The sequence below is a fragment of the Lentzea sp. NPDC051213 genome, from assembly GCF_044455585.1.
In the GTDB taxonomy this organism is placed as follows: Bacteria; Actinomycetota; Actinomycetes; order Mycobacteriales; family Pseudonocardiaceae; genus Lentzea.
Map to the genome: position 1 here is coordinate 995,329 of NZ_JBITEX010000002.1, position 13,649 is coordinate 1,008,977.

Genomic DNA, 13,649 nt, shown 5'->3' on the forward strand with positions numbered 1-13,649 from the left:
GATCAGTCGGAGTCCACGGCGCCGACTGCTTGACGCACGCTGAGCGCATCGTACGGCCTTTTGTCGCAGACCTCAGGATGCCCTGGCTAGGTCGGACAGCAACCAGGCCACGTCACGGACCAGCGCGTGCCGCCAGCCGACCCGATCGTGCCCGGCAGGGGACCGGTTCACCCGCACGGCAGCACCCGCCTCCTCGGCCAGCTTCTCCACGGCCTCGCAATGCCGATGCATCCGCGGCTCGTGCTCACCCACGTCGAATGCCACGCGCAGACCGGACAGATCAGGACGATCCCGCAGCCGTGTCGCGGTGTCGCCACCGGCAGGGCCGTCGAGCGAGAGCCCGTGCTCAGGCAGATCGCGCGCCCACCAGAACGATCCCGACTGGCACGCGACTCGGGACACCAGATCCGGGAAGTCCAGCGCGGCCTGGAAGGCGCTGAGCCCACCGAGGCTCTGCCCCGCGACCACGAACTTGGACAGGTCCACGGAAACGCCGTGAGAAGCGAGCAACGGCAGCAGCTCGTCCCGGATCGCTTGCCACAGTGCGGGATCGCTGTACTCGGCGTCGCGATCACGTGGCGTGGGCAGGAATACGAGGGTCGCCGCGGGCATTTCGCCGTTCTTCACCGCCGACTCGAAGGCGGTCACGGCTGGGTGCACGTACATCCAGTCGTCGCCGTCGAGCAGCAGCACGACGGGGTCGCCGCCCTGGTGCACGCGGACGGTCTTGCGGCCCAGCGCGCCGGTCCAGCGGATGCGCAACGGCGGCACGTCCAGCACCTCGTCCGGGCCGACTGTCGGCCAGTGTGGCTGCGGGTCCAGGTCCGGGGTGGCGAAGATCGACCGGTTCGGGCCCGCGCCTGCCGGGTTGAACGGGTCGGCGTGCTCGTCGCCGTCGAAGAAGTGGTACGTCACGCGAAGGCGCCGCGGCATCTCCACCTCGGCGTACCAGAAGTCGGTGTCCTGCCAGCGTTCCAGCTCGATCGGTGGGGACCAGCTCTCGAAGCGGACGGACGCCGGACCGCCGCGCCACAGGAACAGCGTCCGGTAGCCGTCCGGCGAAGGGGTCGCCACCGGGCCGGTCCACGAGTCGAAGTCGGTGAGGCCGAAGGAACTGAGGTTCATCGGGCCACCGCCAGCTGGTAGTCGGAGTCGCGGGAGAGCAGTTCGCGATGGGTACCCGACCCCGTCACCGTGCCGGAGTCCAGCACGATCACGCGGTCGGCCACGTCGAGGAGTGCCGGGCTGCTGGTGATCACGATCGTGGTGCGGCCGCGGCGCAACGACGTGATGTTGCGGGCGATGAGTTGTTCGGTCACCGCGTCGACGGCCGTGGTCGGGTCGTGCAGCACCAGGATCTCCGGGTTCGCGGCTAGGGCGCGGGCCAGGGACAGGCGCTGGCGCTGGCCGCCGGAGAGGTTCGCGCCGCGGTCGCGGACGGCGTAGTCGAGGCCGTCGGAGTGCAGCGCTACGAGGTCGGTCAGCATCGCCGCGTCGACCGCCGCGTCGACCAACTTGCTGGTGCCCGACGGGTCGACGTTGTCGCGCAACGTTCCCGCGAACACCTCGTGGTGCGACGGGTTCACGAGCAGGTGCGTCCGCACGCTTTCGATCGTCAGCGACGCCAGTTCCCGCTTGCCCACCCGGACAACGCCTTGGTACGACGCCGGTGGTACCTCGACCGACAGCACCGAGGCCAGCTCGGCGGCGGCCTGAGGTTGGTAGGCCGCGATCGCCACGAACTCGCCGGGGTGCACCGAGAAAGTGAGGTCCTGCAACGATCCGTGTGTCACCGAGGAGAATTCGAGCTCGCTGTCCGGGCCGGGTTCCTCGACGCCGGGCGTCATCAGCGGTGGCGCGGCGAGGACGAGCGCCATTCGTTCGGCCGAGGCGCGCGCGATCATGACGTACTTCGGCATCTCCGCGAACATCTTCAGCGGTTCGATCAGGAACTGTGCGAGGCCGACGGCCATCACGAGCTGTCCGATGGAGATCTGGCCCTGGAACGTCAGCAGGCCCGCCCACAGCGTGACCGCCGCGGCCAGCAACGAGTTCAGCGCCAGTGCGGCGCCGGCGTAGACGCCGTTGACGCGTGCCACGACGATCGACTGCTTCTTGGCCTCGGTGCTCACTCGACGATATGCCTGGAACGCCGCGTAGCTGCCGCCGAAGCCGTGCAGCGGCCGCAGACCGGCGATGAGGTCGGACACCTTGGCGCCGGCGCGCGCTACCTTCGCCTGCTGGGTCTGCGTGCTCGCGCCGATGCGGCGGGAGAGCACGCTCAGCACGACGAGGATCGTGGCCGTGCCGGCGAACACCAGCACGCCTAGCGGCACGCTGATCACCGCCAGCACGACACCCGTGATCACCACCGACACCGTGGAGCTCACCAGCAGCGGCACCACCTCGATGATGTCCGCGGTCTGGTCCGCGTCCTCGGTGGCGATCGTCAGGACCTCGCCGGACTTCAGGTCCACGTCGCGCGCGACCGGCTGCAGGCCGCGGTCCGCGACCGCGACGCGCCACCGGTGCGCCTCGGTCGTGTTCGCCTTCTGCAGGACGCGCATGCCGAACCGCCACGAGTACGACACCGTGGCCATCACCAGGCCGAGCGCCAGCAGCGCCAGGCCCAGCGAACTCAGCTCACCGCCGCGCAGCGCGAACTCGACGATCGCGCCGAGCAGGATCGGCACGGCGGTCTCGGCGCCCTGGTAGGAGCCCATCAGCAGGGTGCCGGACGCCATTGCGCCCCGGTTGCGGCGCAACGCGATCCGGAGGATGTCCCGGCCGGACCGGACTTCAGTGTTCGTCAATGTGCTGCGCAATCGCTTCGGGGGTGGAGAGGGACAGCAGGTCGCGGATCGTGACCACGGGGCCGAACTCGCGGCGGAGCAGACCGATGAGCCGTACCGCCAGCATCGAGTGCCCGCCCAGGTCGGTGAAGCCGCTCGTCATGCCCACCTCGTCCTCGTCGAGGTCGAGCGCCTCGGCGAACATCTCGCGGACCACTGTCTCGGTCTCGGTCAGTTCCCGATCATCGTGCGTGGTCACCAGGGTGCCGAGCGGGCGGGCCTCGGGCAATGCCGAGGTGTCGGCCTTGCCGTTGACCGTCAACGGGATCGCGTCCACCTGCGCGTAGTGCGAGGGCCGCAGGTAGTCCGGCATGCCGGCGCCCACGGCGGCGGCGACGGACGGAATGTCGGCACCTTCTGCGAGCACGAGGTACGCCGCGAGCCGGTATGCGCCGTCGACCTGGGGGTCGGACTGCGCGACGGCGGCGACGAACTTGACGCCCGGATGCGCGGCGAACTTCGCCTCGACCTCGCCCAGCTCCACGCGGTGACCGCGGATCTTGACCTGCTTGTCCGTGCGGCCCAGGTAGAGCAGGTTGCCGTCGGGGCGCCGGATCACCAGGTCGCCGGTGCGGTACATCCGCTCACCCGGAACCCACGGGCACGCGACGAACCGCTCGGACGACTGCCCGGGCTGGCCCAGGTAGCCGCGCGCGATTCCGACACCCGACACGTAAAGCTCACCCGGCACACCGTCCGGCACGTGCCGCAGCCACGCGTCGAGCACGTAGACGTCGGTGTTGTCGATCGCCACGCCGACTACCGGGTCGACGCAGTCGAACGTGCCGACGCCCAGCGTGTTGATCGTGTACTCCGTTGGCCCGTAAAGGTTGTAGCCCACTGTGCCGGGCGTGTCCGCGAGCAGCTGCCACAGCGTCGGCGTCACGGCCTCACCGCCCAGCAGCACCAGCGCGGGCTTGTGCTCCGGGTCGTTCAGGAGGCCCTCGGCGACGAGCTGCTGTGCGTAGGTCGGCGTCACGTTGATGACGTCGATCTCGTGCTCCAGGCAGTACTCGACCAGCCCGGTCGCGTCGCGGCGCAGCTCCTCGTCGCAGATGTGCACCTCGTGGCCGTCGGCGAGCCAGAGCAGCTCCTCCCACGACATGTCGAACGCGAACGACACGGTGTGCGCGATCCGGAACATCCGGTGCCCGTGCTCGGCCAGCACCGGCTCGAAGATCCGCCGCTGGTGGTTGACCAGCATGTTGGTCAGCCCGGCGTACTCCGTCACCACGCCCTTGGGCTTGCCGGTCGAACCGGAGGTGTAGATCGTGTACGCCGCGTGCTTGAGCCGGTCCGGGTTGTCCGGTTCGAAGGTGACGACGGGGTCGGCGTCCGGCCAGGGCTTGTCCAGCTCGAACACGTTGCCGTTGATCCTCGGGGCCACCGCGCTGGTCGTGATGATCAACGCCGGGTGGGCGTCCTCGAGGATCGCCGCGATCCGCTCGTCCGGGTGGTCCAGCTCCACCGGCACGTAGGCCGCGCCACACCGCAGGATTCCGAACAGCGCCACGACCCAGTCCAGCGAGCGCGGCACCGCGATGGCGACCGACGTCTCCACGCCGATTCCCCGATCCGCGAGCACGCCGGCGAGCTGCCGGCTGCGGTCCCTGAGCTCCGCGAACGTCATCGTCTTGCAGTGCGCGACCAACGCGATCCGGTCCGGGTTGCGGTCGGCCGCGACGTCGAACAGGTCGACCACGGTCTGGTTGCCGAAGTCGTTGGGAGCGTTGAGCTCCGGCGCGGGGCCGGTGCCGGGGATGGCGCCGACCAGGCCGTCGGCCGCGGCGAGATCGCCGAGCACCCGCAGGTAGTCGTCGAACAACCGTTGCGCCAGCGCGGGATCGGTGACCTCCGGCCGGTACTCCAGCTTGACCGTGAGCTGCTGGCCCGGCGTCACGACCCAGGTGAACGGGTAGTGCGTCGAGTCCTCCGACTCGTGCTCGATGATCCCGTTCGCGGTGTTGAACGCGAGGAACGTGCTGTCGTCCAGGAAGTTCTGCAGCACGAACAGGTTGTCGAACAGCTGGTCGTGCCCGCTGGCCCGCTGGATCTCGCCGAGCCCGACGTGCTCGTACTGCATCGCGTCGACCCGCGAGGCCTGCACCGCGGCGAGGAACTGGGCCGCGGTGTCACCAGGCCGCGCGGACACCCGCATCGGCACGGTGTTCAGCAGCACGCCGACGATCCCGTCCGTGCCTTCTTCCTCACGCCCGGAGACGGTCACACCGAACACGGCGTCGCCGCGGCCGGTCTCGCTACCGAGCATCAGGCCGAGCGCGCCGGTGACGACCGAGTTCAGCGTCACGCCGTGCCGGCGCGCGGCCTCCTTGACGCGGTCGGACGTCTCGACGTCCAGCGTCCGCACGATCTTCGTCGGCAGAGCGTCCGAAGTGGACGCGTCGCCGAGCAGCGTCGGGCCGGGCAGGTCCGCGAGGTACTGCGCCCAGAACCGTTCCGCGGCCGCGAAGTCCTTGGCCGCCAGCGCACGGGTGTAGCTCTCGAAGCTCGGCGTCGCGGGGGAGGAGTCGACCGCCTCGCCCGCGAGGATCGCCCGGTACGCGTCGAACAGGTCGCGCAGCACGATCTCGCGCGACCAGCCGTCCCACAGCAGCAGGTGGTAGCTGAACAGCAACGCGTCGCGGCCGTCCGGCAGCCGCAGCACGGTCAGCCGCACCAGCGGCGGCGCGCTCAGGTCGAACCCGGTGCCGCGGTCCTCGACGCGCAGCGCGTCCACGGCGTCCTGGTTCAGCACGTCGACCGTGCGGACCTCGACCTGACCGCCGGGCGTCAGGACCTGGACCGGCGAGCCGTCCTCGTCCTCGAAGCCCGCGCCCACGACCGGGTGCTTGGCGATCACGTGCGCCATCGCCCTGGCCAGCGCACCGGCGTCGAGGCGGCGGTCGAACGTGAAGTAGCTCTGCGCGACGTAGTGACCGGCCGGGCCGGCCAGCTCGGCCTGGAAATACAGACCCCGCTGCAGCGGCGAGACCGGCGCGGTGCGGCGCGAGTTGCTCGAGGCGTCCGCGATCCGTTCGAGCGCGAGCAGCCACCGTGCCGCGATCTCGTCCGACACGTCCTCGGTCAGCGCGAACGTCGCCCGCAGGCTGCCCGTCGTGGTGTCGACCCAGCAGTTGACCTCGACCGCGTACGGGCTGGGCTGCGGGCCCGCGTCCACGTGGAGTGCCTGCGACTCGCTGCCCCGGCCCAGATAGTTGAACAGCACCTGCGGGCGGGGGAGTGCGGCGAGCACGGGCGCGGTCTGCGGGTTGAGGTAGCGCAGCTGGCCGTACCCTACGTGCGCGACCTCGTCCGGCTGCCGCTCGACCAGCTCGCGGGCGGCGTCGACGGGGTTGGTGTGCGGGCTGAGCTTCACCGGCGCGATGGAGGTGAACCAGCCGACCGTGCGGGTGTAGTCGTGGTGGTCGAGTGCCGGCACGCGGCCGTGGCGTTCGAGCTCGATCACCAGATCCGTTGGCGTGCCCTGGATCTCGGTCAGTGCGGTGCGCAGGGCACCGGCCAGCAGTTCGGTCAGGCCGACGCCGAGCGCGGTCGGGGCGGTCGACACGACCCGGTCGGTGATCTCGGCGGACAGGTTGACGGTGATCTCGCGCTGGTCGCTGACCTGCGAGGTGAGGACCGGCGTGTCCAGGACCTCGACCCAGCGCCGCAGGTCGCCGCCGGACTGCGCGGCGATGGTGAGGGCGTTGGTGTAGGCCGAGAACGGGGTGGTCGCGGGTGCGAGCTCCTCGCCACGCAGGGCCGCGTTGAAGTCGTCGAGCAGGATCAGCCACGACACGGCGTCGACGGCGAAGTGGTGCACGGTGATGACCAGGTTCCGCGTGGACTCGGTCCACGCGAAGGCGATCATGTTCTCGGTCTCGGGGTCGGTGTAGTACAGCGTGAGCTCGACTGCCGCAGCCGGGTCGTCCTCGTCGGCCAGCACGAGGTGGGCGTCCCGTTCGGCTTCGGTGAGAATCGACCAGACGCCGTGGTCCACCTGCAACCGCATTCGCAGCGCGGGGTGGGCGTCGATCAACGCCTTCGCCGCCCTGCCGATGTCCTCCAGCTCGACACCTTCCGGCACCCGCACCTGCCGTGCCTGCACGAACCGCTTCAGGTCCCCGCCCAGTTCGCGCTGCCGCAGCATGATCGGCGTCGGCACGACCGGCCCGTCCTGCTCGACCACCGCGACCGGTGCGGGCGCCGCGACGGCGAACCGCTCGGCCAGAGCCCGTGGCGTCTTGTGCAGGAACAGGTCACGTGGCGCGATCTGCAGCCCCAACGCCCTGGCCCGGTTCACCACGCCGATCGCGATGATGCTGTCACCACCGGCCACGAAGAAGTCCGTGTCGGCGTCCACAGTGGACCCCGGCAGCACGTCCGCGAAGATGCTCACCAACGAGTCCAAAGCAGGTGATCCACCAACGGCAACCGGCACGTCTACGAAGGAACGAGCCCGCTCCTCCAGAGCCTTGCGATCGAGCTTGCCGTTGACCGTCAGCGGCAACGCATCGATCGACAGAACCCGCTGCGGCACCATGTGCACCGGCAACTTCGCAGACAAGACACCAGCGATGTCCGAAGCAGGCGTACCCACGACGTGCGCGATCAGGTGATCCGCGGTGTCGGCCACCGTCACAGCAACGTCGACGACACCGGAGATCTCCCGGATCGCCGACTCCACCTCACCCAGCTCGATCCGGAAACCCTTGAGCTGCACCTGGTTGTCGGCCCGCCCGACGAACTCCAGCTCACCGTCGAGGTTGCGCCGCGCCAGGTCGCCGGAGTTGTACATCCGCGAGCCGTCACCGGCGAACGGGTCGGCGACGAAACGACCGGAGGTCAGCCCCGGCCTGTTGTGGTAGCCGAGCGCCAACTGCGAGCCGGCCACGTAGATCGCACCGACCTGGCCCGGAGCGACTGGCCGCAACGAGGAGTCCAGCAGATAGGTGCGCAGACCCGGGATCGGGCCGCCGATCGGGCTGACCTCACGGCCGGAGGCGAAGTCCGTGCCAAGATCGAAATCAGCGCTGTCCAGCACCCGGTGCGTGACGTGGACCGTGGTCTCGGTGATGCCGTACATGTTGACCAGCTGGGGCCGCTCGGTGCCGTACCGCTCGACCCAGCCGCGCATCCGCGACAGTTCCAGCGCCTCGCCGCCGAAGATGATGCGGCGCAACGCGGGCAGCGGCTCGCTGAGCCGGTCCGCCTCGATGAACTGGTAGAACGCCGACGGCGTCTGGTTCAGCACGGTGACGCCGCGCGACCGGACGAGCCGGTGGAAGTCGACCGGCGAGCGGGTCAGGCCGTGGTCGGGCACCACCAGTTCGCCACCGTAGGCCAGCGCGCCCCACAGTTCCCACACCGCGAAGTCGAACGAGTACGAGTGGAACTGCGTCCACACGTCGTCCGGTCCGAAGTCCATGTCCGGCTGGGTGTTCGCCAGCAGCGACACCACGCTGGCGTGCGACACGACGACGCCCTTGGGCTTGCCGGTCGAGCCGGACGTGTAGATCACGTACGCCGGGTTGCGCCAGTCGAACGCCGGAAGCTCGGCGTCGCCCGGCACCTCGTCGCCGTAGACCAGCACGCGGGCGGAGACACCGGCACTGGCGAGCAGCCGCTCGAACCGCTCCCGATGCTCCCGCTCGACCAGCACGACCTGGGGTGTGGAGTCGGCGAGGATGTACTCCAGCCGCTCGTCCGGGTAGGCCAGGTCCAGCGGCACGTACGCGCCACCGGCCGACACGATTGCGACCAGCGCGGTCACCTGCTGCAGCGACCGGGGAATCGCGACCGCGACCCGCTGGTCCGGCCCGACACCGGCGTTGACGAGCGACTTCGCCAGCCGGTTCTTGGCGGCGGTCAGCATCCTGTACGTCAGGCCTTCAGCACCGCCGTCGAGGTGGCACATCGTGACGGCGCGCGCCGAGGGGTCGCGCTGGGCGGCCGTGTCGAACAGCTGCGCCAGCGTGACCGGTTCGATCGTTGCCGCCGCCCGCGACTCCGCGAGCTCCGGCGCGGGAATGCTTTCCCCGCGCAGCAACGAGTTCAGGGTGTCGGCGAACGCCTGCAGGATCGTCCGGGCGCCGGCCTTGCGCACGACCGTGGTGTCGTAGATGAGGTTGAACCGCAGAGCGCCGGCGGTGTCCCGCTCGACCACGAGTGTCAACGGGTAGTGCGGCGCACCCTCGTTGACGACCTCGGCGATCGTGAACGGGCCGCTCAGCGAGGTCACGTCGGTCGCGACGTCGAAGACGACGAGCGTGTCGAACGCCGAACCGTGCGGAGACTGCCGTCCGATCCGGGTGAGCGAGACGTGCTGGTGCGGCAGGACGTTGGTCTGGTGCTCGCGCACCGAGGCCAGCAGCGCCCGCGCCGAGGTCTCCCGGGACCACCTGGCGCGCACCGGAATCGTGTTGATGAACAGGCCGACCATCTCGGCGATGCCGGGCACGTCCGCGTCACGGCCGGACACCGTCGAGCCGAACACGACGTCGGAGCTGCCCAGGATGCCGCCCAGCGTCACGCCCCACGCGCTGTGCACGGCAACGCTCAGCGACACACCGGCCGCCCGCGTCGTCTCGTCCAGGTCAGCGGCAGCGTCGATCACCACGTCGGCGAAGTGCTCGGACGGGGTGTGCCCCTCGGACACCAGCGACGGCGCGGCCAGCCCGGCCAGTTCCTGAGACCACACGCGGTCGCTCTCGTCCGCGTCGCCGGTCACGAGCCACCGCACATAGTCGGCGTAGCTGCCCCGCACGTGCACAGAGCCCGGCGCCTCGTACTCGGCCAGCAGCGCGCGCAGCATCGGCGGCACCGACCAGCCGTCCGCGATGATGTGGTGCACGGTCTGCACCAGCACATATCTGCCGGGAGCCGTCCGGATCAGCGTGAAGCGCATCAACGGCCCGCGAGCCAGGTCGAACCCGGCCACGCGGTCCTGCTCGGCGTACGCCCGGATCTCCTCGGCGGTCATGCCCTGACCGTCCACAGTGGAGAACTCCGGCCGGACCCCGGACTCCAGCACCGAGACGACCCTGCCGTCCGGCAGGCCGACGAACCGGGCCGCGAGGTTCGGGAACAGCTCCAGCACCCGCGCCGCGGCCGCTTCCAGCCGCTGGGCGTCGATCGAGCCGGTCAACGTCAGCAGCTGCTGCTCGACGTACCGGTGCGACGACTCGTCGTCGAAGATCGAGTGGAAGTAGAGGCCCTCCTGCAACGGCGTCATCGGCAGGATGTCCCGCAACGCCAGGCTGTCCAGCGAGTCGACATCGTGCTGCGTCAACGGCAGCAGGTCGAAGTCGCTGGGGGAGTGCCCGCCGCGAGTAAGTGCGGCAAGACCCTCCAACGCCGCGACGAAGTACGAGCCGATCTTCGCCGTGTCCTCGTCGGTGAAGACACCGCCGGGCCACGAGATGACCGTGACGAGCTCCAGCTCGCCGTCCGCGCCGGGCTCCGCGCTGGCGTTGAACTCCAGCGCCCGCGGCAGCCGCATCGCCGGGTCGCGCTTCTCGCCGAGCTGACCGGCGTTCTCCGCGAGCTGCCAGTCACCGGTCGTGCCGCCACCGAACCGGCCTAGGTAGTTGAACAGCACCTGCGGCTGCGCAGCGGGGAACTCGGTGCGCCCCAGGTACTTCAGCGCGCCGTACGAGACACCGTTGCTCGGCACCCGCGCGAGGTCTTCCTTGACCCGCTTCAACGCCGCCGGCAGATCGTCGATGCCGCCCGGATCCACCGTCACCGGGAACAGAGTGGTGAACCAGCCGACCGTGCGCGACAGATCCGGGTCCATCGGCACGAACCGGCCCTCACGGCCGTGACCTTCGAGCTCGATGTGCGCGAACGTCTGGTCCTGGCCGTTGTCGCGGCGCCACCGGGCCAGCGCGACCGCGAGACCCGTGAGCAGCACGTCGTTGACCTTGGCGTGGAACAACGCCGGCACATCACCCAGCAACGCGGCCGTGGCGGCGGATCCCACGGTGACCGTGCGGACCTGCTCGCCCGCGACGACGTCCGCCTCGGTCAGCTCACGCCGGCCGAGCAGCTGATCCACACCGGGCAACGCGCGCTCGTAGTAGGCCCGGTCCGCCTCGAACCCGGCCTTCTCCAGCAACTGCGTCCAGCGCCGGAACGACGTCCCGACCGGCCGCAGTTCGACAGAGGCACCGGACGACACCTGCTGCCACGCCTGCGCCAGATCGTCGAACAGGATGCGCCACGAGACACCGTCGATCACCACGTGGTGGATCACGATCACGAGCTGCTGAGCCTCGGACCGCCACACCGCCCGCAGCATCACGCCCGCGTCCGGGTTCAGCCCCTCGGTCGCGGCCGCCACACACTCCTCCAGCGGCGCGTTGTTCTCCTCCCACAACGCGTGGCCGTCGGAAGGGATGTCGAACGACCACCGCTCGCCCCGCACCAGCCTGGCGCGCAGCATGTCGTGCCGTTCGACCACGGCGTCGAGGATCTGCATGAGCGCCGGGGCGGTCAGTGCGGCCGGGGTGTTGACCACGACCGACTGCACGAACCCGTCGACCGCGTCCGTCGTCTCGCCGAGCCACTGCACGATCGGCAGACCGGCCACCGGACCGGTCGGCACGTCGTCGTGGTCGACGGTGGCGGCGCCGTCGAGCGAGGCGACGGCGGCCAGCGCGCGCGGCGTGCGGTTGACGAAGATCTGGGTGGCCGTGACGAAGATGCCGTCGGCCCGCAACGCGGACAGCAGCGAGATCGCCAGGATGCTGTCGCCGCCCAGCTCGAAGAAGTCCTGGTCCGCACCGGCCTGCTCGACCCGCAGCACCGACGCGACGGCGGCGCAGATCGCGGCCTCGACGTCGTTGGCCGCGGCGGTCACCGGCCCGGTCTCGACGGTCGGCTCCGGCAGCGCGCGGCGGTCGAGCTTTCCGTTGGGCGTCAACGGGAACTCGCTCATCACGACGATGTGGGTGGGCACCATGTACTCGACCATGTGCTCGGTCGCCCACTGCTTGACCGCGTCCGCCGTCAGCCCGTCCGCGGCGGGGATGACGTACCCGACGAGGTAGTTGCCGCCCGCGGAGTTCTTCTTGGCCACCACACAGGTGTGCCGGACCTGCGGGTGCTCGGCGAGCCCGGACTCGACGTCCTCGAGCTCCAGCCGCATGCCGCGGATCTTGATCTGGTTGTCGACCCGGCCGAGGAAGTCCAGCGACCCGTCCGGCGCGAACCGAGCCAGGTCACCGGTCCGGTACAGCCGCGAGCCGTCGGTCGCGAACGGGTTCGCCACGAACCGCGAGGCGGTCATGCCCGGCGCGTTCACATAACCGCGGCCCAGCAGGAAACCGCCGATGTACAGCTCGCCGCCGACACCCACCGGGCACGGCCGCAGCCGGTCGTCGAGCACGTACAGGTCGGTGTTCGGGTTCGCCTTGCCGATCGACGTCGACAGCCGCTCCGCCTCGCCGCGATAGATGACGTGCGAGACACCGATCGTGGCCTCGGCCGGACCGTAGCCGTGGTACATCGGGATGTCGAGCTGCGTTCGGAACCGCTCGTACAGCTCGGGTGTCAGCACCTCGCCGCCGCACCACACGTGCCGCAGGCTGTCCAGCTCACCGCCGTCGGCGATGTTCAGCAACACGTCCAGCATCGACGACACCAGGTACACGAACGTGACGCGGTGCCGGGCGATCGTGCCGAGCAGGTGGTGCGGGTCGCGCTCGCCACCGGACCGCACGACGACCACGCGGCCGCCGCACACCAGCGGCAGGAAGATCTCGTTGATGGAGATGTCGAACGACAGCGGCGCCTTGAACAGCGACGCGTCGGAGTGTCCGAAGTGGAGGATCTGGTGCACCTGCCACAGCAGGCGCTCGCTGATCGCCTCGTGTCGGATCATCGCGCCCTTGGGGCGGCCGGTCGAGCCGGACGTGAACATCACGTAGGCCAGCTGGGCGCCGGAGACCGTGACGTCGGTGGGCTCGGCCGGGTACTCCGCGAAACCCCAGTCGGCGAGATCCACACCGACGGCATCCGGCTCGCTGTCCAGGCCGGTGCCGAGCAGCAGGACGACCTGGGCGTCGGTGATCACGGACTCGCGGCGGGCGGCCGGCCACTGCGGGTCCAGCGGCACGAACGCGCCACCGGCCTGCAGCACCGCGAGCAGGCTGACGACCATCTCGGCCGACCGGTCCAGTGAGATGCCGACGACCTGCTCGGCGGTCAGGCCGCGGTCGAGCAGGTGGCGGGCCAGCTGGTTGGACCGCGCCAGCGCCTCGCCGTAGGTGAGAGCGCGCTCACCGTCGTTGATCGCGACGGCGTCCGGGCGTTCAGCTGCCTGTGCGCGGAACAACTCGACGATGCTCGGCCGTGCGCGGGCATGCTCGTTGTCGTTCCACCGGGCGAGCTCGGCCAGCCGGTCCTCGATCGGCTGGGAGGTCAGCGTGCCGATGGCGCGGTTGGGGAACTCGGCGAGATCGTCCAACGCCCGTTGGGCCTCGGCGGGATCGACGCCTTCCGGGAGCGGGATGCGCCACCCGCCGGGCAGTTCGGCCACGTCCCACTGCTGGCCCTTGTCCGCCCAGACGAGCAGATCTCCGAAAAGCAGTGCGGGAGAGAGCTCGAGTCCCTCAACCTGAAGATCGGGGTTCGCCCAGTGGTGCAGCGCCACGGCACTCGCGACGGCGATGGTCCGCTGCGGGTACTCACCGGCACGGCGCCGAACGGAGGCGATCCGGGCGGTCGAAAGAAGTACGTCACGCTCGGCCATCAGTTCCATCGACGACTCAGCCATCCCTTCATCTTCGGTGA

At 69.9% G+C, this 13,649-nt stretch carries 3 protein-coding genes; all 3 read right to left on the reverse strand.

The annotated features are described in order from the left end of the window. Window positions 1-72 precede the first annotated feature (72 nt). From ACIA8G_RS11405 to ACIA8G_RS11415, 3 genes are read right to left on the reverse strand one after another with little or no spacing between them, the layout of a single operon-like run. Entirely contained in the window at window positions 73-1,125 is a 1,053-nt protein-coding gene (locus tag ACIA8G_RS11405; protein WP_396418269.1) for an alpha/beta hydrolase-fold protein, read from the reverse strand. Then, window positions 1,122-2,813, reverse strand: a complete 1,692-nt coding sequence (locus ACIA8G_RS11410) for an ABC transporter ATP-binding protein (protein ID WP_396418270.1) — start codon at window positions 2,811-2,813, stop codon at window positions 1,122-1,124. The genes ACIA8G_RS11405 and ACIA8G_RS11410 overlap by 4 nt, the downstream gene beginning before the upstream one ends. Continuing rightward, the gene (locus ACIA8G_RS11415; protein ID WP_396418271.1) at window positions 2,800-13,632 is read right to left on the reverse strand and encodes an amino acid adenylation domain-containing protein; all 10,833 of its coding nucleotides are present in this window, start codon (window positions 13,630-13,632) and stop codon (window positions 2,800-2,802) included. Before ACIA8G_RS11415 ends, ACIA8G_RS11410 begins: the two co-directional genes overlap by 14 nt. Window positions 13,633-13,649: the final 17 nt, after the last annotated feature.

What these genes read in the sequence shown, in the direction of transcription:
- ACIA8G_RS11405 (WP_396418269.1), bottom strand. Translation starts at nt 1,125, where the DNA reads ATGAACCTCAGTTCCTTCGGCCTCACCGACTTCGACTCGTGGACCGGC.
- ACIA8G_RS11415 (WP_396418271.1), bottom strand. Translation starts at nt 13,632, where the DNA reads ATGGCTGAGTCGTCGATGGAACTGATGGCCGAGCGTGACGTACTTCTT.